This is a genomic window from Leifsonia sp. 71-9 (assembly GCF_001898805.1).
Taxonomy (GTDB): Bacteria; Actinomycetota; Actinomycetes; order Actinomycetales; family Microbacteriaceae; genus Leifsonia.
Window position 1 is genome coordinate 93833 of sequence record NZ_MKVJ01000018.1, and the last position, 21292, is coordinate 115124.

The 21292-nt window shown below is 72.3% G+C and carries 22 protein-coding genes; 12 read left to right on the forward strand and 10 right to left on the reverse strand.

The annotated features are described in order from the left end of the window. Nucleotides 1-160: 160 nt before the first annotated feature. From BGO91_RS13325 to BGO91_RS13345, 5 genes are all read left to right on the forward strand, one after another. Nucleotides 161-1567: an NCS2 family permease gene (locus BGO91_RS13325; protein ID WP_290473232.1), complete on the forward strand. Its 1407-nt coding sequence runs from the start codon at nucleotides 161-163 to the stop codon at nucleotides 1565-1567. Nucleotides 1568-1666: 99 nt separating this feature from the next. Next, nucleotides 1667-1996, forward strand: a complete 330-nt coding sequence (locus BGO91_RS13330; RefSeq protein WP_290473233.1) for a DUF4190 domain-containing protein — start codon at nucleotides 1667-1669, stop codon at nucleotides 1994-1996. A 56-nt stretch (nucleotides 1997-2052) separates the two neighbouring features. Beyond that, nucleotides 2053-2736 carry a tRNA (guanosine(46)-N7)-methyltransferase TrmB gene (gene trmB / locus BGO91_RS13335; protein ID WP_290473234.1) on the forward strand — a complete coding sequence of 228 codons (684 nt, stop codon included), beginning with the start codon at nucleotides 2053-2055 and terminating at the stop codon, nucleotides 2734-2736. A gap of 9 nt (nucleotides 2737-2745) precedes the next feature. Next, nucleotides 2746-4146, forward strand: a complete 1401-nt coding sequence (locus BGO91_RS13340) for an aldehyde dehydrogenase family protein (protein WP_290473235.1) — start codon at nucleotides 2746-2748, stop codon at nucleotides 4144-4146. Between the two features lie 180 nt (nucleotides 4147-4326). Then, nucleotides 4327-5865 carry an aspartate ammonia-lyase gene (locus BGO91_RS13345; protein ID WP_290473363.1) on the forward strand — a complete coding sequence of 513 codons (1539 nt, stop codon included), beginning with the start codon at nucleotides 4327-4329 and terminating at the stop codon, nucleotides 5863-5865. 11 nt (nucleotides 5866-5876) lie between these two features. Here BGO91_RS13345 and BGO91_RS13350 read toward each other — a convergent pair whose 3' ends face one another. From BGO91_RS13350 to BGO91_RS13365, 4 genes are all read right to left on the reverse strand, one after another. Beyond that, entirely contained in the window at nucleotides 5877-6788 is a 912-nt protein-coding gene (locus BGO91_RS13350; protein ID WP_290473236.1) for an alpha/beta hydrolase, read from the reverse strand. Nucleotides 6789-6831: 43 nt separating this feature from the next. Beyond that, the gene (locus BGO91_RS13355) at nucleotides 6832-7707 is read right to left on the reverse strand and encodes a fumarylacetoacetate hydrolase family protein (protein WP_290473237.1); all 876 of its coding nucleotides are present in this window, start codon (nucleotides 7705-7707) and stop codon (nucleotides 6832-6834) included. A gap of 97 nt (nucleotides 7708-7804) precedes the next feature. Then, a complete protein-coding gene (locus BGO91_RS13360) occupies nucleotides 7805-8569 on the reverse strand; it encodes a glycosyltransferase family 2 protein (protein WP_183428412.1) in 765 nt (254 codons plus the stop codon). Between the two features lie 47 nt (nucleotides 8570-8616). Further along, on the reverse strand, nucleotides 8617-10134 hold the full coding sequence (locus tag BGO91_RS13365; protein WP_290473238.1) for an AlkA N-terminal domain-containing protein: 1518 nt from the start codon (nucleotides 10132-10134) through the stop codon (nucleotides 8617-8619). A gap of 91 nt (nucleotides 10135-10225) precedes the next feature. On the opposite strand from BGO91_RS13365, the gene BGO91_RS13370 reads away from it, so the two are divergent. Further along, complete coding sequence (locus BGO91_RS13370; protein ID WP_290473239.1) at nucleotides 10226-11617, forward strand: FAD-linked oxidase C-terminal domain-containing protein; 1392 nt, start codon at nucleotides 10226-10228, stop codon at nucleotides 11615-11617. 213 nt (nucleotides 11618-11830) lie between these two features. Then, nucleotides 11831-12205, forward strand: a complete 375-nt coding sequence (locus BGO91_RS13375) for an FKBP-type peptidyl-prolyl cis-trans isomerase (protein ID WP_039921815.1) — start codon at nucleotides 11831-11833, stop codon at nucleotides 12203-12205. An 81-nt stretch (nucleotides 12206-12286) separates the two neighbouring features. Here the strand turns inward: BGO91_RS13375 and BGO91_RS13380 are convergent, their stop codons facing one another. Continuing rightward, nucleotides 12287-12727 carry a carboxymuconolactone decarboxylase family protein gene (locus BGO91_RS13380; protein WP_290473240.1) on the reverse strand — a complete coding sequence of 147 codons (441 nt, stop codon included), beginning with the start codon at nucleotides 12725-12727 and terminating at the stop codon, nucleotides 12287-12289. Nucleotides 12728-12822: 95 nt separating this feature from the next. Here BGO91_RS13380 and BGO91_RS13385 point away from each other — a divergent pair, with 95 nt between their 5' ends. Continuing rightward, nucleotides 12823-14250, forward strand: a complete 1428-nt coding sequence (locus tag BGO91_RS13385) for a PLP-dependent aminotransferase family protein (protein WP_290473241.1) — start codon at nucleotides 12823-12825, stop codon at nucleotides 14248-14250. A gap of 28 nt (nucleotides 14251-14278) precedes the next feature. Here the strand turns inward: BGO91_RS13385 and BGO91_RS13390 are convergent, their stop codons facing one another. Then, complete coding sequence (locus tag BGO91_RS13390; protein ID WP_290473242.1) at nucleotides 14279-15037, reverse strand: SDR family NAD(P)-dependent oxidoreductase; 759 nt, start codon at nucleotides 15035-15037, stop codon at nucleotides 14279-14281. 92 nt (nucleotides 15038-15129) lie between these two features. On the opposite strand from BGO91_RS13390, the gene BGO91_RS13395 reads away from it, so the two are divergent. Beyond that, entirely contained in the window at nucleotides 15130-15729 is a 600-nt protein-coding gene (locus tag BGO91_RS13395; RefSeq protein WP_290473243.1) for a TetR family transcriptional regulator, read from the forward strand. 24 nt (nucleotides 15730-15753) lie between these two features. On the opposite strand, the gene BGO91_RS13400 is transcribed toward BGO91_RS13395, so the two are convergent. Further along, nucleotides 15754-16794: an NAD(P)-dependent alcohol dehydrogenase gene (locus BGO91_RS13400; protein ID WP_290473244.1), complete on the reverse strand. Its 1041-nt coding sequence runs from the start codon at nucleotides 16792-16794 to the stop codon at nucleotides 15754-15756. An 87-nt stretch (nucleotides 16795-16881) separates the two neighbouring features. On the opposite strand from BGO91_RS13400, the gene BGO91_RS13405 reads away from it, so the two are divergent. After that, nucleotides 16882-17646, forward strand: a complete 765-nt coding sequence (locus BGO91_RS13405) for a VOC family protein (protein ID WP_290473245.1) — start codon at nucleotides 16882-16884, stop codon at nucleotides 17644-17646. A gap of 114 nt (nucleotides 17647-17760) precedes the next feature. Then, a complete protein-coding gene (gene rpsO, locus BGO91_RS13410; RefSeq protein WP_021758795.1) occupies nucleotides 17761-18030 on the forward strand; it encodes a 30S ribosomal protein S15 in 270 nt (89 codons plus the stop codon). 104 nt (nucleotides 18031-18134) lie between these two features. On the opposite strand, the gene BGO91_RS13415 is transcribed toward rpsO, so the two are convergent. From BGO91_RS13415 to BGO91_RS13425, 3 genes are read right to left on the reverse strand one after another with little or no spacing between them, the layout of a single operon-like run. Next, nucleotides 18135-18314, reverse strand: coding sequence for a multidrug transporter (locus BGO91_RS13415; protein WP_179699366.1), 180 nt, complete (start codon nucleotides 18312-18314; stop codon nucleotides 18135-18137). 59 nt (nucleotides 18315-18373) lie between these two features. Next, nucleotides 18374-18697, reverse strand: a complete 324-nt coding sequence (locus BGO91_RS13420; RefSeq protein WP_290473246.1) for a hypothetical protein — start codon at nucleotides 18695-18697, stop codon at nucleotides 18374-18376. Next, nucleotides 18694-19857, reverse strand: coding sequence for an inorganic phosphate transporter (locus tag BGO91_RS13425; RefSeq protein ID WP_290473247.1), 1164 nt, complete (start codon nucleotides 19855-19857; stop codon nucleotides 18694-18696). Before BGO91_RS13425 ends, BGO91_RS13420 begins: the two co-directional genes overlap by 4 nt. Before the next feature lie 764 nt (nucleotides 19858-20621). Here BGO91_RS13425 and BGO91_RS13430 point away from each other — a divergent pair. Beyond that, nucleotides 20622-21278: a lysoplasmalogenase gene (locus tag BGO91_RS13430; protein WP_290473248.1), complete on the forward strand. Its 657-nt coding sequence runs from the start codon at nucleotides 20622-20624 to the stop codon at nucleotides 21276-21278. Nucleotides 21279-21292 lie beyond the last annotated feature (14 nt).

Genomic DNA, 21292 nt, shown 5'->3' on the forward strand with positions numbered 1-21292 from the left:
TGTCCTCCGATAGGTGGCTTGGAATTAGGCTGGTACTCGGCGCGTCGCGCCCATCGGCCGTCCGACCCGGTGAACACCCGGTGAACCGCCCTACGAGATACTACGGGAGACCATCATTTCCGCTCCGACCTCCACGACCGAGCCGACCGCCACGGGGCGCTTGGACCGCTTCTTCGAGATCACCAAGCGCGGCACCACCTGGGCCACCGAGGTCCGGGGCGGTGTGCTGACGTTCGTGACGATGGCGTACATCGTCATCCTGAACCCGCTCATCCTGGGCGGCACGCCGGACGTCTCCGGCCACTCCCTGCAGGGGGCGCAGGTCGCCGCGGTCACCGCGCTGAGCGCGGGCGTCATGACGGTGCTGTTCGGCCTCGTGGCGCGGCTTCCGTTCGCGTTCGCCGCCGGCCTGGGCATCAACTCGTTCCTCGCGGTGAACGTGGTGCAGGTGCTCACCTGGCAGGAGGCGATGGGCCTCGTCGTCATCAACGGTCTCATCATCGTGCTGCTGTCGGCGACCGGCCTGCGCAAACTGATCTTCAACGCCGTGCCCGCGCAGCTCAAGACGGCGATCACCGTCGGCATCGGCCTCTTCATCGCGTTCATCGGTTTCGTCGACAGCGGCTTCGTGCGCAGCACGAACATGTCGTCGCCGCCCGTGCAGCTCGGCGAGGCCGGCTCGATCGCGACCGTCCCGACCCTGATCTTCCTGCTCGCGCTGGTGATCATGGGCGTCCTCATGGCCCGCAAGGTGAAGGGCGCCCTGCTCATCGGCATCGTCGCCGCCACCGTGGTCGCGATTATCGTGGAGGCGATCTGGCCGGTCGGTCCGTCGATGGGCGGCAAGAACGCCGGCGGCTGGAACCTCACCGTGCCGCAGCTGCCCGGTTCGCTCGTCTCGCTGCCGAACCTGAGCCTGGTCGGCCAGGTCGACGTTTTCGGCTCCTTCGGCCGCATCGGCGCACTCGCCGCCATCATGCTGGTCTTCACCCTCGTCTTCACGAACTTCTTCGACGCCATGGGCTCGATGACGGGCCTCGCGCGCAGCGCCGGCCTGGCGAAGGAGGACGGCACGTTCCCGCGCCTGCAGCCCGCGCTCATCGTGGAGGGCGTCGGCGCGGTCGTCGGCGGTGCGACCTCCTCGTCGTCCAACACCGTGTTCGTCGAGTCCGCATCGGGCATCGGCGAGGGCGCGCGGACCGGTTTCGCGTCGGTCATCACCGGTGTGCTCTTCCTGCTCGCGATGTTCTTCACCCCGCTGACGCAGGTGGTCCCGCTGGAGGTCGCGGCCGCCGCGCTCGTCATCGTCGGTGCGCTCATGGTCGTCCAGATCCGCCACATCGACTTCGGCGAGTTCTCGAGCGTCCTGCCGGTGTTCCTGACGATCATCGTCATGCCGCTGACCTACTCGATCGCCAACGGCATCGGCGTCGGCTTCATCAGCTGGGTGCTGGTCCGCTCGCTCTCGGGCAAGGCCCGCGAGATCAGCCCGCTGCTGTGGATCGTGGCCGCCGGCTTCCTGATCTACTTCGCCCGCGGGCCGATCGAGGCGTTCCTGCCCCACTAGGCCGCTGCCGGCCGTCGGGTCCGGCTCGGGGAAACCCCCGAGCCGGATCCGGGGGTTTCCCCGATACCGCCGGATCCCGCGGCCCGCTTGACTGGACGCATGACCAGCACGGACACCCAGAGCCCGAGTTCCCCGAACGCCTTCCCGCACACCGCGGCTCCCGTCGCGCCCGCGGCCGACCGCACCCTCAGCGTCACGAGCTTCGTGCTCGGTCTGGCCTCCATCGTCTTCGGCTGGACCTTCGTCGCCCCGATCGCGGGCCTGGTCATCGGCATCATCGCGCTCCGCCGCGAGCCGCTCGGCAAGACGTTCGCCGTCTGGGGGATCGTGCTCAACGCGCTCATGCTGTTCGGCGTCCTCCTCGGCCTGGTGCTCGCCCTCGCCGGGATCGGCCTCGGGCTGACCTTCCTGCCGTTCGCCTTCCTTTGATCGCGCCTCGCGCCTCGCGGCTCGGGGAGGCGCCCGGCGCCTGAGAGAATGGACGGATGGAACAGCCCCACCTCGTCCGCCCGCACAGCTACGTCGTGCGCGGACGGAAGACCGAAGCGCAGCAGCGCGCGATCGACGAGCTCTGGCCCGCCTACGGCGTCGACTTCGACGGCTCGCCCCTCGACCTGGACGCGATCTTCGGCCGCACGGCGCCCCGCACCGTCGAGATCGGCTTCGGCAACGGCGAGAACCTGCTGACCCTCGCCGAGCGGCACCCCGAGCGGGACTTCCTCGGCGTGGAGGTGCACGGCGCCGGCGTGGGGCGGGTGCTCGCCGGGATGCGCGACCGCGGGCTCACGAACATCCGGGTCGTGCGTCACGACGCGGTCGAGGTGTTCCAGACCGGGCTCGCCGCGGGCAGCGTCGCCGAGGTCCTGATCTTCTTCCCCGACCCGTGGCCGAAGGTGCGGCACCACCGTCGCCGTCTCGTGCAGCCCGACGTCGTGAAGATCATCCTCCCGGCGCTCTCGTCCGACGGCCTGCTGCGGCTCGCGACCGACTGGGAGCCCTACGCCGAGCACATGCTCGAGGTGCTCGACGCCGAGCCCGCGCTGGTGAATGTCGCCGGCGACGCGCACTTCGTCCCGCGCCCGGAGGGCCGCCCCGTCACCAAGTTCGAGCGACGCGGCGAGAAACTGGGCCACGCGATCTTCGACCTGGAGTACCGCCCCCGTCCGTAGGATGGGCGCATGACCACTGGGCTCACCGCCATCGGGCAGACCGCCGACGCTCTGCGCACGACCTTCGACAGCGGGGCGACCAAGCCCCTCGCCTGGAGGGTCGCGCAGTTGCGCGCCCTGCGACGGCTGCTCACCGAGCGCGCTGCGGAGCTGGAGGATGCGCTCCTCGCGGACCTCGCGAAGAACCCGACGGAGTCGCAGATCGCCGAGATCGGCTTCGTCGTCGGCGAGATCGACCACATGCTCCGCAACCTGCGCCGCTGGTTGCGCCCGAAGCGCGTGAGCGTCCCGGGGGCGCTGCTGCCCGGGAAGGCCTCCACGATGCTGGAGCCGGTGGGCGTCGTGCTCGTCATCGCACCCTGGAACTATCCGGTGCAACTGCTGCTCGCCCCGCTCGTCGGCGCGCTGGCGGCCGGCAACGCGGTCGCGCTGAAGCCGTCGGAGCTCGCCCCCGCGACCTCCGCCGCGATGGCCCGGCTCGTCCCTCAGTACCTGGACACGCGTGCGGTCGCGGTGGTCGAGGGCGCGGTGCCGGAGACGACCGAGCTGCTCGCCCAGCGCTGGGACCACATCTTCTTCACCGGCAACGGCCGGGTGGGCCGGATCGTCGCGGCCGCGGCCGTCGAGCACCTCACGCCGGTCACGCTCGAGCTCGGCGGCAAGTCGCCGGTGTACGTCGACGACTCGGTCGACATCCTCGCCGCCGCGCGACGGATCGCGTGGGGCAAGTTCATGAACGCGGGGCAGACCTGCGTCGCCCCCGACTACGTGCTCGCGACGTCGTCCGTCGCGGCCCGTCTCGCCGATGCCCTGCGGGTCGCGATCCGCGAGCTGTACGGTGACGACCCGGCGCAGAGCCCGGACTACGGGCGCATCGTCGACGCCCGCCAGTTCACACGGCTGACCGGCCTCCTCGACGGCGCCGGGACCACGGCGGTGGGAGGCGTTCAGGATGCGGCCGGCCGCTACCTCGCGCCGACGGTGCTCACCGACGTGCCGCGCGACGCGGCCGTGATGGCGGAGGAGATCTTCGGCCCCATCCTCCCGATCGTGCCGGTCACCGGCCTGGACGACGCGATCCGCTTCATCCGGGCGGGGGACAAGCCGCTCGCGCTCTACGCGTTCACCGAGCGCGCCGCGGTGCGCCGCCGCATCCTGACCGAGACGAGCTCCGGAGCGGTCGGCTTCGGCGTCCCGGCGGCGCATCTCGCCGTCGGCGGACTGCCCTTCGGCGGCGTGGGGGAGAGCGGGGTCGGCGCCTATCACGGCGAGCGGTCGCTGCGGGTCTTCAGCCACGAGAAGGCCGTGCTGAGCAAGCCGCTCGCGCCCGACACGATGAAGCTGATCTACCCGCCGTACACGGAGGGCAAGGACCGCTTCGCGCGCGGCCTCCTGCGCAAGCTGGGCTGAACGCAGGTCGCTCGGCCGTGTCTCGGATTCGAGACGGATCGTCCACCCCGCCTCCAGGGCCGGGAGGTAGGTTGGTGCTGTCGGCGGCCACGAACGGCCGACACCCCCGCGCCGGGTCCGTCCGGCGAGCCAACCGCACAACGAGAGGCAACGGTGCCAACCGTGAACCCCACCGCCATGATGGATGATTCCCAGACCCAGCCCGTCCCCGTGACGCCGGCGCCGGTCGTCGACGCGTCGGAGAACGTGTCCGACGTCCCCGACCCGAGCGCCGCCACCGGCCCGACGCGCACCGAGACCGACTCGCTCGGCAGCCGCGAGATCCCGGCCGACGCCTACTGGGGGGTGCACACCTCCCGTGCGCTCGAGAACTTCTCCATCGCCAAGCGCCCCATCTCGGTCTACCCCGATCTGATCGTGGCCCTCGCCAGCGTCAAGCAGGCGGCCGCCCGCGCGAACCTCGAGATCGGCGTCCTGGAGCCGCACAAGGCCGACCTGATCGACCGCGCCTGCCAGCTCATCATCGACGGCCGCTTCCACGACCAGTTCGTGGTCGGCGTCATGCAGGGCGGCGCGGGCACGTCGACGAACATGAACGCCAACGAGGTCATCGCCAACGTCGCGCTCGAGCTCGACGGCCGGCCGAAGGGCGACTACGCGACCCTCAGCCCGATCGACGACGTCAATCGCAGCCAGAGCACGAACGACACGTTCCCGACCGCGATCAAGATCGCGCTCACCTTCGCCCTCGCCCACCTCCTCGACCAGCTCGCTCTGCTGCGCGACTCGTTCGCGAGCAAGGGCGAGGAGTTCCGGCACATCCTGAAGGTCGGCCGGACCCAGCTGCAGGATGCCGTGCCGATGACCCTTGGCCAGGAGTTCCACGGCTTCGCCACCACCCTCACCGAGGACCACGCGCGCCTCACCGAGACCAAGTGGCTGCTCGCCGAGATCAACCTCGGCGCGACCGCCATCGGCACCGGCATCACGGCCGATCCCGGATACGCGGCCGCCGCGGTGCGCCACCTCAACGTCATCACCGGGCTCAACCTCGAGTCCGCCCCTGACCTCATCGAGTCGACGAGCGACGCGGGCGCGTTCATGTCGTTCTCCGGCTCGCTCAAGCGCAGCGCGATCAAGCTCTCGAAGATCTGCAACGACCTCCGCCTGCTCTCGTCGGGCCCGCAGGCGGGGCTGGGCGAGATCAACCTCCCGCCGCGTCAGGCCGGCTCCAGCATCATGCCGGGCAAGGTCAACCCCGTCATCCCGGAGGTCGTCAACCAGGTGGCCTTCTCGGTCGCCGGCGCCGACGTCACCGTCACGATGGCGGCCGAGGGCGGTCAGCTCCAGCTCAACGCGTTCGAGCCCGTCATCGCACACTCGTTGCTGCAGAGCATCACGTGGATGACGCAGGCCTTCCATACCCTGCGCGTCAACTGCGTCGACGGCATCACGGCCAACGTGGAGCGCCTCGGTGCGATGGTCGGCTCCTCGGTCGGCGTCATCACCGCTCTCACCCCGCACATCGGCTACGCGGCCGCGGCCGCCCTCGCCAAGTCGGCGCTGCTGACCGGCCACAACGTGGCCGACCTCGTGGTGGACGCGAAGCTGATGAGTCGCGAGGAGGTCACCCGGCTGCTGTCCCCGGCGCGCCTGAGCGGACTGGAGACCGTCACCACGGCCATCCCGGTGATCGACGCGGAGACCGCGGCGGAGTAGCGGCGGGCGGTTCAGCCGCGCGCGTCCGCCTCCCGGAACAGCGCGATCATGTCGCGCCCGAGCTGGTGCGGAGCCGTTTCGCACGGGCTGTGACCGGTGCGGTACACGGCGAGGCGCGCGCCGAGGGCGTCCGCGTTCGCGGCGTGGAGGTGGGTCGGCCACAGGTCGTGGTCGCCCGTCGCCACCAGCACCGGGATGCCGCTGGCGGCCACGCGGGCGCGGACGTCGGGCACGCGCTTCATCAGGCCGACCATGTCGTCGACGCTCGACCGCCGCGTCAGGTCGAAGCGGGAGCGGACGAACGCGAGACGGCTGGGCGGCACCTTGTTCTTGTTGGTGACGATGCCCCAGATCATCAGGCCGGCGCCCTGGTGCCCGTTCAGCAGCCAGCTCAGCCAGCCGATGACCCGCACGCCGCGGAAGGCCTGGCCGGGCTCGGGCGGCGTCGCCAGCAGTGTGAGGGAGCGGAACAGCTCGGGATGCGCGACGAGCGCGAGCTGCGCGACGATGCCGGCGAACGAGTAGCCGAGCACGTGCGCGGCACCGCCCTCGCGGAGGAAGGCGGCGAAGTCCGCCACCAGCAGGTCGTACGTGTAGTGTCCGCCCGGGGGAGGTCCGGCGTCGGCCGACTCGTACTGGCCCGCGAGGTCGTAGCTCTGCACGTAGTACCCGGCGGCGACCAGGATGGGCGCGAGGAGGTAGAAGTCCTCCTTCGACCCGGTCGCTCCCGGCACCATGACGACGCGCGGGTCCGCCGGGTCGCCGAGGGAAGCGACCGCCAGCTCACCGCTGGGCGCGGCGAAGCGCGAGAAGACCGTGCCGACGGGCGCGATCGACCAGTCGATGTCGGGCAGCGCGGCGTCGAGGCGCGCGGCCTCGCCGCCGTCTCCCGTGATGCCGGGCCGACGCTCTCCGATGGACATGCATTCACGCTAGCCGACGCCGGGCGCGATTGCAGTCAACGGGTCACGTGACGCGGCAGTAGGTCGTCAGGTAACCGATGCCGCCGATGGAGACGGTCACGGTCGATTTGTCGCGGAGGAACACCGGGGGAGTGCGCGAGTAGCCGGCGCCGCCCGGGCTGCCGGTCGAGATCAGGGTGCCCGGCTGAATGGTCGCGGAGTGCGAGAGGAACTCGATGATCTGCGCCACGGAGCGCACCATGTCGGCCGTCGAGGCGTCCTGCAGGATGCTGCCGTCGACGTTGGTGGTGAGCCACAGATCCTGCGGGTCGGCGATCTCGTCGGCGGTGACGACGACCGGGCCGTTGGGGGTGAAGCCGTCGAACGACTTGCACCGCGACCACTGGGCCTCGGAGAACTGGAGGTCGCGCGCCGTGATGTCGTTGACCACGGTGTAGCCCCACACGTAGTCGAGGGCGTCGCGGACGGAGACGTTGCGCGCCGGGCGTCCGATGATCACGCCGAGCTCGGCCTCGTAGTCCACCTGTGTGGTGAGGTCCTCCGGCCAGGAGGTGGTGCCGCCGTGCCCGGCGAGCGAGTTCGGCCAGAGGGAGAACACGGTCGCCGCCTTCTCGCTGCGCAGCTTGAGCTCCGAGGCGTGGGCCGCGTAGTTCGCGCCGATCGCGATGACCTGCGGGGGCCGCAGCACCGCCGACGCGTGCCGCAGCTCGGTCACCGGCGCGAGCGGGCGCCCGGTCGCGACCGACTCGTCGACGAGGGAGCGCACCTCCGCGAGCGCACCCTCCCCGCGTTCGATGAGGTCCTGGAGGTCGCGCGGCGCGTCGGGCATGACCTCGTCGAGGAAGAGGGCGCCGTCGGCCACGACGGCGGCCAGGCGCGGCGCTGCGTCGGGGGTGGTGCTGAGGTGCGAGAATCTCACACCCTCCAACCTATCGGGGAGGCGGGTGCCGCGGTACTCGACAGGCAGTCGGTTCGGAGGCTCCGCCGTCGACGCGGTGTCGAACGTGAGAGACCGTTCAGGCCACGGCGCCGGTGGCGTCCTCCGCGTGCTCCTCGCGCCAGCGGCGGCGTGCGGCGCGGCGGCGCCACGGCGACTCCTCCGGCAGGTGCATCCACAGCGTGCCGAACGCCCAGGAGAGCCGGCGGCCGAAGCCGTGCCAGGTGGAGAACGGGCGCGCCGAGATGCCGACCGTGAGCCGCTCGTCGTAGCGGACGATCACGCCGGGGTCGAGGTGGAAGGCGAGGTCGAGGTCGTCATGCACTTCGCGGAGGTCGCGGTGGACGCGGCTGCGCGCGTCGGCCCAGACCTCCCGCCGCATGGCGAAGTTGGAGCCGAAGATCGGGGGATGCCCGAGCCAGATCTCCATCGACCAGAAGTAGCCGCCGATGTAGAGCACCTGGCCGAGGCCGGCGACGAACGGGTTGCCGTCGTAGAAGACGCCGGGGCCGGTGAGCACGCCGATCTCGGGGGCGTCCACGAACTCGGCCTCGATGTGCAGGAGCCAGTCGACCGGCGGGCGGGAGTCGGCGTCGATGCGCGCGATGATGTCGCCGGTGGCCGCGTCGTAGCCGGTGGCGGCGGCGGGCCAGATGCCGCGCACGGGCTGCTCCAGGACGCGGGCGCCTGCGGCGCGGGCCACGGCCGCCGTGTCGTCGGTGCTGCCGTTGTCGACGACGATGATCTCGTCGGCGGGGCGCAGCTGCGTCGCGAGATCGCCGAGGCTGCGCCGGAGCATCTCCGCGTCGTCGAGGGCCGGGATGACGACGGTGATCGTGGGCACTTCTGGCCTCACCCCTCCCACCTCGTACGACCGGTTGTGATGCGATCCTACGCTTTGCTCGCCCGCCAGAGGTGCATTCCGGCGTAGCTGCGCCACGGGGCCCAGCGGGCGCCGTACGCCGCGAGGGTCCGCGCCTCGCCGGGCAGGCCGAGCCGGGCGGCGCCCTGCCGCAGTGCGAGGTCGCCGGTGAGCAGGATGTCCGGGCTGCCCAGCACGCGCAGGGCGATGTATCCGGCGGTCCACGGTCCGATGCCGGGCAGGGCGAGCAGGCGCGCCTCCAGATCGTCGCGGGATTCGCCCACGTCGATGTGCAGGGAGCCGTCGGCGAGGGCGCGCGCGACGCCGATGATCGCCTCCACCCGCCGTGCCGGGCCGCGCAGCACCTCGTGGCCGCGCTCGGCGATCGCTGCGGCCGTGGGGAAGAGGCGGGTGAAGCCGGCGAGGTCGATCGGTTCGCCGAGCGCGTCGGTGAGGCGGGTCAGCGCGGTGCGGGCGGCCGGGACCGAGACCTGCTGGCCGATGAGGGCGCGGAAGACGATCTCGTCGGCGTCGACCGCGCCGGGCACGCGCAGGCCGGGTGCCGCGCGGACGCTCGGCGCGAGCGCCGGGTCGGTCGCGAGGGCCGCGTCGATCGCGGCGGCGTCCGCGTCGAGGTCGAGCAGGCGCCGCACGCGCGCCACCAGCGGCGCGAGGTCGGCGACGTCGGCGAGGGTGGCGTCGCACTGGACGGCCGGCGCCTCCGTGGTGCCGATGAGTCCGAGCCGCACGACGGCCGGACCGTGCGGGAGGCGGAGCGCGCGGGAGTAGGAGGTGTCGCCTCCCGACTCCATCCCCGCCACGGACCGTGCCGAGAGGAAGGCGAGGAGGGAGGCGCCGTCGAACGGCGCGCGGGCCGGGAGCCGCAGGCTCAGCGTCGCCGCGTCCGCCTCGGTCTGGGTCGCCTCGGTCTGGGCGGCCGCTGCCGGTCGGCGGGCCGCCGCGCGGATGCCGCCCGGCGTGGTGCGGTAGATCTCAGCGATCGTCTCGTTGAACTGGCGGACGCTCGTGAATCCCGCGGCGAACGCCACATCGGTGATCGGGAGGTCGGTGCCGGTCAGGAGCAGCCGGGCCGTCTGCGCGCGGTGCGCCCGGGCCAGCGCGAGGGGGCCGGCGCCGAGCTCGGCCGTGAGCACCCGACCGAGGTGGCGCGGCGTATAGCCGAGCCGGTGCGCGAGGCCGGGGACGCCCTCCCGCTCCACCGTCCCGTCGGAGATGAGACGCATGGCGCGGGCCGCGAGGTCGTCGCGCATGTTCCATTCCGGCGAGCCGGGCACGGCGTCGGGGAGGCAGCGCTTGCAGGCCCGCAGCCCCGCCTCGTGCGCGGCGGCGGCCGTGAGGTAAAAGGTGACGTTGCCCGGCTTCGGGCTGACGGCGGGGCAGCTGGGGCGGCAGTAGATGCCGGTGGAGTGGACACCGGTGATGAACTGGCCGTCGAAGCGCGTGTCGCGTGCGTTCATCGCGCGGTAGCGCTCGGCGAAGACGGGGTCGTCGAGGGGGTTCGCGGCGGGGCCGGTGGTGCGTGCCATGACCTCAGCCTGACACGCGCCGCCGACATCGGATAGCGGAAAACGGACATGAGCGATCGGCTGCACCCTCACCCGTCGCTAGCCTGGGCGGATGGACGTACTCGACTGGCTGACCGCGGCCCTCGGCGACGAGGCGATCGCGGCGGGTGTTCTCACGACGGATCCCGCGCTCCTCGACGCGGTGCGCACCGACCGCTCCGGCTGGATCGCCGAGGGCGTGCCGCTCGCGCTCGTGAACGCGACCCGGGTGGAACACGTGCAGGCGACGCTGCGCGCGGCGAGCGAGTTCCGCATCCCGGTCGTCCCGCGCGGTGCCGGGACGGGCCTCGCGGGCGGCGCCAACGGCACGGACGGCGCGGTCGTGCTGTCGGTGGCGGGGATGGGCCGCATCGTCGAGATCTCCGCCGAGGACCAGCTCGCCGTGGTCGAGCCCGGCGTCGTCAACTCCGACCTGAACGACGCGCTCGAGCCGTACGGCCTGTTCTTCGCCCCGGACCCGGCGAGCCGGGCGATCTCGACCATCGGCGGCAACATCGCCACCAACGCGGGCGGCCTGCTGTGCGCGAAGTACGGCGTGACCCGGGAGGCCGTGCTGGCGCTCGACGTGGTGCTCGCCGACGGCCGGCTCATCCGGACGGGCCATCGGACGGTGAAGGGCGTGACGGGCTTCGACCTCACGGCCCTCTTCGTCGGCTCGGAGGGCACCCTCGGCGTGATCGTCGGGGCGACCGTGCGCCTGCTCCCGATCCCGGCGGGGGAGCCGCGGACCCTCGGCGCGATCTTCCCGGACGTCGGCACCGCGGCGGCCGCGGCGGCCCGGGTCTCCGCGGCCCGGCTGCGGCCCGCGGTGATGGAGCTGATCGACGGCCCGGCGCTCGAACGCATCTCGGCCTACCTCGGCGAGCAGACGATCGCGGACGCCTTCGGCACGACCGGCGGCGGCAGCTTCCTGCTCGTGCAGTTCGACGGACCGTCGGCAGGCGCGGATGCGACGGCCGCCGGCGCCCTCATCGCCGAGAGCGGCGGCACGGTGAGCGTCGCCGCCGACACCGCCGAGGGCGAGCGGCTGCTGGCCATCCGCCGCGCCTTCCACCCGGCGCTCGCCGCGAGCGGCGAGGTGCTCATCGAGGACGTCGCGGTGCCGCGCTCGCGGATGCCCGAGATGTTCGCCGCGATCGAGCGCATCTCGCAGCGGTACGGCATCCCCATCCCGACCGTCGCGCACGCCGGCGACGGCAACCTCCACCCCAACTTCGTCTACGAGGGGGAGGAGGCGCCCGCAGCGGTCTGGGAGGCCGCGGGCGATCTGTTCCGCACGGCCGTCGAGCTCGGCGGCACGCTGACCGGCGAGCACGGCGTCGGCGTGCTGAAGCGGCGTTGGCTGGCCGACGAGCTCGGCCCGGACTCGCACGAGCTCCAAGTGAAGCTCAAGTCGGTCTTCGACCCGCTCAGCATCCTCAACCCCGGCAAGGTGTTCGGCTAGAGCCGACCTGAACCGGGCTGCGACCGAAACGGCCCTTAACAGACTCGACGCCCGGTGGTGCGGCGATGCCTGCAACGCTCCCGGGACGTCGAGTTATACGACTAGGGTGCCCCTCCGCGGCGAGAACCGCAAGACCTTTCTCGCGGCCCGTCCGGCTGCGCGCAGAGCGAACGGGCTTTGACGCGGTGCCCCGTCACCGGTTGGATGGTGAACATGGCAGAGAACACCAACCAGAAGCCCGAAGTCGACGCGCCCGAGGGCCCGGCTCCGGCGACGCTCGAGATCGTCGACATCGTCGAGGGCACCGGCGCCGAGGCGACGCCCGGCGCCAAGGTCGACGTGCACTACCTCGGTGTGGAGTACGAGACCGGCGAGGAGTTCGACTCCTCGTGGAGCCGCGGGCAGTCCATCAACTTCCCGCTCAACAACCTCATCAAGGGCTGGCAGGAGGGCATCCCGGGCATGAAGGTCGGCGGTCGCCGCAAGCTCACCGTCCCGCCGGCGCTCGCGTACGGTCCGGCCGGCGGCGGTCACCCGCTCTCGGGCAAGACCCTCATCTTCGTCATCGACCTGCTCGGCGTCAGCTGACCCCTCCGCACGGCACGAAGCGCTCCCTCGGCATGGCCGCAGGGAGCGCTTAGTCGTTCGGGCGTGGGAGGGGCGGCTCGGTCAGAGCGCCGGCGGGTGCATGTGCGTCGGCACGGCGATGCGGTTCCAGATGTTGATGGTGCCGATCGCGAGGATCAGGTTCGCGAGCGCCTCGTCGCCGAACTCGGCCAGCGCCCGGTCGTAGAGCTCGTCGGACACGCCGCCGTCGTGGATCAGGGTCACCGCCTCGGTCAGCTCCAGGGCCGTGCGCTCCCGCGGTGTGAACCACGTCGACTCGCGCCAGGCCGACACGGCGAACACCTTGCGGAGCGGGTAGCCGCCTCCCTGCAGGTCGACCGAGTGCATGTCGACGCAGAAGGTGCAGCCGTTGAGCTGCGACGCGCGCAGCTTGATGAGGTCGCCGAGCGGGGCCTCGACGTGCTCGCCGACGTAGCTGTCGAGCGCGACGACCGCGCGGTAGCCCTCGCGGGCGAGGGAGGAGATCTGGATCCGTTCTGTCATGCCTCCACGCTAGGAGCGGCATTGGTTCGGTGTAAGTTTCAATTCGAGCGATTGCGAACAGACCGATTTCCGACCGACCGACTCCTGGAGGCGCGATGGAACTGCACGTGGCGCTGGAGGGGCGGGGCGACCGCACCGACCGCATCTACCGCGCCCTCCGCGACGCCGTGCTCGACGGCCGCCTGCGTCCGGGGGAGCGCGTGCCCCCGACCCGGGAGCTCGCCGCGCGGCTGGAGGTCGCCCGGGCGACCGTGACCACCGCCTACGAGCGCCTCACGGCGGAGGGGTATCTCGTGTCCCGGGTGGGGTCCGGGACGTTCGTCGCCGCGGTCACAGGAGCAGCCGGCGGCCGGCGTCCGGTCGTCGGAGCCGCCCGCCCCGCGCCCGCCTGGCGCGGCCGCGCGGACCCGCTCTGGAGCGAACCGCATCCCGTGGCCTACGACTTCGGGGTGGGGACGCCGGATCCCGCGCTGTTCCCGCTCGCCGACTGGCGGCGCTACGTCGACGCCGAGCTGCGCGGACGGCTGCTGCGCACGGCGCACTACGGCGATCCCGCCGGGGTGGAGCGGCTCCGCTCCGGCATCGCGCGGCACCTGGGTCTGGCCCGCTCGGTCGTCGCCGGTCCCGAGGACGTGCTGGTGACCAGCGGCGCGCAGCAGGCGTTCGACCTGATCGGGCGGGTGGTCCTCCGGCCGGGCGACACGGTCGTGGTGGAGGATCCGGGCTACCCGCCGGTGCGGCAGCTGTTCGAGACGATGGGTGCGCGGGTCGTGCCCGTTCCGGTGGACGACGACGGGCTGCGGGTCGACCTGCTCCCGCCCGCCCGGCTCGTGTACGTCACGCCGTCGCACCAGTTCCCGCTGGGCGGGGTGCTCCCGATCGAGCGCCGTGTCGCGCTGCTGGAGTGGGCGGCGCGCCACGACGCGGTGATCGTCGAGGACGACTACGACAGCGAGTACCGCTTCCGCTCGCGACCGCTCGATCCGCTACAGCGCCTCGACGCGGACGGCCGCGTGGTCTACGTGGGCACCTTCTCGAAGACGATGCTGGCGACCCTCCGGCTCGGGTTCCTCGTGGCGCCGCCGTCGCTGCTCCCGGCCCTGCGCGACGCGAAGCGCCTCACCGACTGGCACGGCGAGCCGGTCTCGCAGCACGCGATGGCGCGCTTCCTCGACTCCGGCGGGTTCGCCCGTCACATCCGCCAGGCCACGCGGGTCTACGAGGGGAGGCAGCGGATCGTCGTCGAGGAGGCGGGGCGCCTGCTGGGGGAGCACCTCGTCGTGGTGCCGTCCGTGGCCGGCCTGCACCTCGCGCTGCGCCCGAGTGGGCCCGGCTTCGACTCCGACCGGGTCGCGGCGCGTGCGGCGACGGCGGGCGTCGCCGTGCAGCCGCTGCCGCGGTTCAGCGCCGGCGAGCGACGGGAGGGGCTGCTGCTGGGGTTCGGGGCCATCGCCGCCGACGACATCCCGGACGGCCTGCGGCTGCTCGCCGACGCGGTGTCGCGCGAGCAGCCGCGGCCGTGAGCCCGGCGCCGGGCATCCGGCGCCTGGCTCAGATCGCGGACCACCCGCCGTCGGAGGCGAGCACGGCGCCGGTGACGTTGGCCGAGTCGTCGCTCAGCAGCCAGGTGATGGAGGCCGCGAGCTGCTCGGCCTGCGCGACCGGCGGGACCACCGTCTGCAGCAGCGGACCGAGGCGCTCGCCGGCCCACGCGGAGCGCATGGTGCCCTCGACGTTGGTGGCGACGCCGCCGGGGGCGACGGCGTTCGCGCGCACGCCCTTGGGGGCGTAGAACACGCTGGTGCTCTTGGTCAGGCCGATCACGGCGTGCTTGGAGGCGGTGTACGCCGCACCGGCGGCGGAGCCGCGCAGGCCCGCCTCGGACGAGACGTTCACGATCGAGCCGGAGCCCGCCTCGACCATGAGCGGCAGGACGGCGCGGCTGAGACGCATGATCGCGGTCACGTTGACGGTGAACACGCGGTCCCAGGTGGCGTCGTCGACCTCGGCCGGCGGCAGGAAGCCGTCCATGATGCCGGCGACGTTGGCGAGGGCGTCGACGCGGCCGCCCGCGGCCTCCAGCAGCTTCGCGATGGTCTCCTCGCTGGAGACGTCGCCCGCCACGGTGGAGATCTCGAGGCCGGGGTTCTCGTCGACCAGCGCGGCGAGCCGCTCGGCCGAGATGTCGCTGCCGATGACGCGGGCGCCCTCGGAGGCGAGGCGCCGCGCGGTGGCCTTGCCGATGCCGGAGCCGGCTCCCGTGACGATGGCGGTCTTACCGGCGAAACGGCCGGGCGTGATGGTGCTCATGGTGTTCTCTCCTCGGGTCTTCCTCGACGGAACCTGCGATGCCCGCACCGGGCGTCGCCCTATTTATAGCACTCGGTGCCATAATGAATCCCATGAGTTCGCCGACAGCCGATCCCGCCCCGCGCCGCCGCGGGCGACCCGCCGACGTGGACCCGGAGCGCGTCGCCCTCCTGGCGCTGCGGCACTTCGACGAGCACGGCTACGAGGCGACGACGATGGACGACATCGCCGGGCTCGCCGGCATCGGCCGCCGCACCCTCTTCCGCTACTTCCCGAGCAAGCCCGCCCTGGTGTGGGGCGGGATGGAGCCGGTCGTCGAGCGGATGAACGCCGTGCTCGAGACGGCGCCCGACGACGAGCCGATGCGGGACGTGCTCGCCCGCGCGATCACGGCCTCCCTCGACCTCGCGCCCGACTCCCTCGAAGCGACCAGGCGGCGGCTGCGCCTGCTCGGCTCCGACCCGGCGCTCATCGCGTTCGGCCTCGCGCGGCTGAGCGCCGACCACGGGATGGTCGCGGCCTTCCTGGCCCGCCGGCTCGGCGAGCCCGTGGACGGCCTCCGGGTGCACGTGCTCGCGGACGCGCTCGGGTCCGCCAACTTCTCGGCGCTCATCTGGTGGGCGCGCAACGACCAGGGCGACCCCGCCGCGATCGCGGTGGCCGCCCTCGACGAGCTGCTGCGCGGGTTCTGACCCGCGGTTCCTCGCGGCTCGGTGTCAGCCGTTCGGGAGGATGACCGCGCGCCCGCGGATCTTCCCCTCGTGCAGGCGCTCGTACGCCTTCGGGGCCTCGTCGAGCGAGTACGTCTCGATCTCGACCTCCACCTGCCCGGCGCGCGCCAGGTCCAGGACCTCGATCAGCTCGGCGCGCGAGCCCCAGTACGGCGTCCGCACCGCCACGTCGTAGGCGATACGGCCGAAGCCGACCGCGAGCGCGCCCCCGCCGATCCCGACGATGGTGACGTCGCCCTCCGCCGCCGCCATCGCGCCGGCGAGCTCGACCGTCGGCTGCACGCCCACGAAGTCGAAGACCGCGTCCGCGCCGCGCCCTCCCGTCAGCTGCTGCACGGACGCGACCGCGACCGGGTTCGACAGGAACGTGTGGTGCGCGCCGACCGCGGTCGCGAGGTCGAGCTTCTCCTGGTTGACGTCGAGCGCGACTACGGTCGCGCCGCTGATCGCGCGCAGGATCTGGATGCCCACGTGGCCGAGGCCGCCCGTGCCGATCACGACGGCCGTCGTCCCCGCGCCGAGCTTCGGCAGCGAGTTCTTGATGGCGTGGTACGGCGTGAGGCCGGCGTCGGTGAGCGAGACGTTCTTCACCGGGTCGAGGCCGTCGAGCGGCACCAGGTGGCGCTCGCTGTCGACGATCATGTACTCCGCCATCGAACCGGGCGCCCCGAGCCCGGGCGGGCGGATCTGCTCGGCCTGGGCGTTGAGGCAGTAGTTCTCCTTGCCCTGGGCGCACATGTGGCAGCGCCCGCAGCCCCACGGCCCGTAGACCGCCACCGCGTCGCCGCGATGCACGCCCGTGACGCCGGCGCCGACGGCCTCCACGATCCCGGCGCCCTCGTGCCCGAGGGTGAGGGGGAGGCCGTAGACGTACTGCTCGGCGGGGAGGCCCATGATGAACTCGTCCGAGTGGCACACCCCGGCGGCGGTGACCTTCAGCAGGACCTGGCCGGGCCCGACCTCCGGGTCGGGGACCTCGACGACGACGGGACGGGAGCCGATCTCGTGATATTGCAATGCCTTCATGGTCAGGACGCTACCCCGCGGGGCCGCGCCGCTCTAGGACCGCGATGGCCCTCGCCACGGCCGCCCGCGCGGCGGTACCGTGTGCGCATGCCGACCATCGAGAGCTTCCCGTCGGGCACGCCGATCTGGGTCGACCTCCAGTCGTCCGACCAGCCGGCCGCCGTCGCCTTCTACCGCGCCTTCTTCGGGTGGGACGCGCCCGACGCCACCGCCGAGACCGGGGGCTACTCCATCGCGACCCTCCGTGGCATCCCCGTCACCGCCATCGGCCCCCTGCCTGCGGGAGTCGAGCGGTCCGTGTGGACGATCTACTTCGCCGTCCCCGACATCGACGCCGCCGCCGCAGCCGCGACGGCCGGCGGGGGAGCGGTGCTGCTGCCGCCCGGAGAGCTGGCGCCCGGCGTCCGGCTCGCGATCGTCGCCGACCCGGCCGGCGCCGTCTTCGGCCTCTGGCAGCGGGAGCAGGACTCGCCCTGGCTGCGCGACGAGCCCGGCGCCGTCGACTGGCTGGAGCTCGTCGAGCACAGGGTGGAGGGGTCGTTCGCCTTCTATGTGTCGGTGCTCGGGGTCGCCGTCAGCGAGATGCGCGTCGGCGACGCCCCGTACGGGCTGTTCGACGTCGGCACGACGAGCGTCGCGGGCGCGACGGAGGCGCCGGAGGGGACGACCGCGCACTGGCTCGTCTACTTCACCGTCGCCGACCTCGACGAGGCGCTCGAGCGGTTCGCCGCGCTCGGCGGGACGGTGCTGGAGCAGCCGACCGCGGCGCCCGGCGTCGGTCGCTGGGCGGTCGTCGCCGACCCGCAGGGAGGCGGGTTCGCGCTGCTCCAGCCGGAGCGCCCGGCGGGCTGAGTCACCGGCGCCGTCTGGTAGACTCCTCAGGTTGCCGTCTAACGGCCGCGGAGAAAGAGAGCCCAGGCATCAGGCCCCGGGCACCGCGCAACGAACAGGAAGGGGATCCCGTCTATGGCACTGGATGCTGATATCAAGAAGGCGATCATCGAAGAGTACGCTACCCACCCCGGTGACACCGGTTCCCCCGAGGTCCAGGTCGCGATCCTGACCAAGCGGATCAAGGATCTCACCGAGCACCTCAAGGAGCACAAGCACGACCACCACTCGCGTCGTGGCCTGCTTCTCCTGGTCGGTCAGCGTCGTCGTCTGCTGGGCTACCTGTCGGACATCGACATCAACCGCTACCGTGCGCTCATCGAGCGCCTCGGACTGCGTCGCTAGTCTCCGCAGATGTCAGCTCTTCGCTGACACCGCGAGCTTCTTCGGAACGGGCCGTCACCTTCGGGTGGCGGCCCGTTCTGCGTGTGCGGACGTCGTCCGCGAGGTCAGCGGTGCTCGGGATCGGTCCCCGGCCGCACAGGGGAGTCGTCGCGCAGGTCGATTCGGGTGCGTCCTTCGTCGCCTTCGCCGACCTCGATGCGGGGTGCCGCATCCTCCTCGGTCGCCTTCGGGGCGGTGGTCAGCTGATCGGTGCGGGCGTCGTCGTGGTCGGGCGTGTCAGCCATGGTGCTCCTCGGGTCGGTCGGACTCCACCATCCCGCGCCCCGGCCCTCCCGACAACCCCTCAGTGGAACTGCGGGATGACCAGCCAGATCCCGTAGAGGACGGCCGCGACGCAGATCGCGATGCACACGACGGCCGCGGCCGTGGCGAGGGGCGGCCGGTGGAAGGTCGCAGCAGCGGATGCCGGAGCCGTCGACCGCTTGTCGGAACCGTCCAGGGGAGCCCCCAGCGCGAGCAGCCGGAGCGCCAGCGCGTAGAAGCAGACGATCACCACGGTCGCCGCGAGCGCGACGAGGAGCACCACGACGAACGAGCCCCAGTCGACGCCGAGGAACTGGCCTGCTCCCGGGTCGTCCGCGGTGCGCAGGAGCTGTGTCGCGTTCATCGTGCCTCCGTCCCCGCCGACGCGGTGGCGCGCGCGTCCGGCGCCTCCTCGTCCACGTCGTTCACGTTCTCGCGGGTCACCGGGTGGCGCCGCGCCAGGGCGTAGAGCCCGAGGCCGCCGATCAGGGCGACGATCGCGACCGCGACCAGCCCGATCACGCTCGTCGACGCGATCCAGGCGGCGAGTCCGCCCACCAGTGCGGCCGCCGGGAGGGTGATGACCCAGGCGGTCGCGATGCGCCCGACGATGCCCCAGTGCACGGAGGCGAGCCGCTTGCCGAGCCCGCTGCCGACGACGGCGCCGGAGGTGACCTGCGTCGTGGAGAGCGCGAAGCCGAGGTGCGACGACACCAGGATGGTCGCGGCGGCACTGGTCTCGGCGGCGAAGCCCTGCGGGGACTTCACATCGGTGATGCGCTTGCCGACGGTGCGCATGATGCGCCAGCCGCCGAGGTAGGTGCCGAGGGCGATCGCGAGGCCGCAGGCCAGGATCACCCACAGCTCCGGGCCGGAGTCCGCGTTCTGGTAGCCGGCGGCGATGAAGGTCAGCGTGATGACGCCCATCGTCTTCTGCGCGTCGTTCGTGCCGTGCGCCAGGGAGACGAGAGAGGCCGAGACGGTCTGGCCGTGGCGAAATCCCGCTTCCGCCCCGTGCGCCCGCGCGTTCGCGGTGATGCGGTACGCGGCGAACGTCGCGAGCAGCGCGACGAGACCCGCGACCGCGGGGGAGAGCAGCGCCGGGATGACGACCTTCGTCAGCAGCACTCCCCAGTTGACGGCGTTGAGACCGCCGCCGATGATCGCGGCGCCGATCAACCCGCCGAACAGGGCGTGCGTCGAGCTCGACGGGAGCCCGAAGTACCACGTCGTGAGGTTCCACAGCACGGCGCCGACCAGCCCGGCGAAGATGAGGGTCGGGGTGATCTCGACCCCCGATCCGCCCTCCTGGATGATGCCGCCGGAGATCGTCTTGGCGACCTCGGTCGAGAGGAACGCCCCGACGAGGTTCAGCGCGGCCGAGATCGCCACCGCGACCCGTGGTTTCAGCGCCCCGGTCGCCACCGAGGTCGCCATCGCGTTGGCCGTGTCGTGGAAGCCGTTCGTGAAATCGAACACGAGGGCGATCACGACGACCAGCACGACGGTGATGAGCACATCCATCTGCGTCCGCCTTCCGTCAGGATCCGTACGGTCTCCTGAGTACGCCGGTTCGGCGCGGCGCGTGTGAACTCCGGGTGAACACTGCCGCCGGTGCGTCGTGCGTATCCTGACGGCATGCACGAACTGCCGGTGGCCGCGGGGGATCCCGAGGCCGTCGCCGACGCCCTGTCGGCCGCCCACGGGATCGAGGTGGCGGGCATGGACGCGCTGGATGCAGCGGTCTGGCGGGTGCGCCGCCGGGACGGGCCCGACTGGGTGGCGCGCGCCTTCCCGGCCTCGCGACCGGTGGACGCCGTGCGCGGCGATGCCGGAATCCTGGCGTCGCTGGCGGAGCACGACTACCCGGCCGAGCGGCTCGCCGCGGAGGACGCCGTCTCGGTCGTCGACGGCCATCCCGTGATCGTGACCGGGTTCGTCCACCCGGTGCCGCGCGAGGAGCGCCGCGACACCATCAAGGCGGCAGGCGGCCTGCGCGCCCTATCGCCGGGTACTCGGGAGCGAACTCGGACCCGACGGCGCCCTCGAACCGGCGGAGCTCGAGCGGCTGGCGGGGCTCATCCCGGCCCGTCACCTGGTCTTCACCGCGCTGAACGTCGCCCGCGGCCGACTCCGCCCCGCGGCCGCCGTCCAGTCGGTGCGGACCGAGGCGGCACGCACACAGAGGATCGCCGACCGTGCGCGCCGGGTCTTCACCGCTCGGCCGTCAGCGCCTCGCGACGACCGGAACTGACGCCCGCGACCGCCCGGTTGCTAGTCTCGGCGCCGTGGCACTCCCATTCCTGCCGTACACCGTCGTCGGCATCGTCCACCTCGTCGCGATCGCGGTCGGCGCCGACGGGCTCGTCGCCGTGACCAAGCCGCTGCTCATGCCCGCCCTGCTGCTCGCGCTGCTCGTCGCGCTGCCGTCTGCGGCGCGCCGCTCCGAGACGGCGCTCTGGGCCGGTCTCGGCATCCTGCTCGGCTGGCTGGGGGACGTGTCGCTGATGGATGCCGGCGCCGGCTTCGTGATCGGGCTCGGGTTCTTCCTGCTCGGGCACGTCGCGTACGTCGTGCTGTTCGTGCGCCGGATGCGGACGGGGCGTCCGCGCTGGTGGTCGGCCGGATACGCCCTGTGGTTCGTCGCGCTGCTGGTCGTGCTCGCCCCGCACGCGGGCGCTCTGCTCGTGCCGCTCGCGCTGTACGGGCTCTCGCTCGTCGCCCTCGGCGTCACGGGATCGGCCTGCTCGCCCTGGATCGCCGCCGGCGCCGCCTGCTTCGTGGTCTCGGACAGCCTGCTCGGCCTCGACCGGTTCCTCCCCGGCGTCGCGCTGCCGCAGGTCGACCTCGCGATCATGGTCACCTACATCGCCGCGCAGGGGCTGATCGCGTTCGGCGTGGTGCGCCGGGCACGCGCGGTCGCGCTCGTCCCCGCGCTGGTCTGACGCCGCTACGCGGT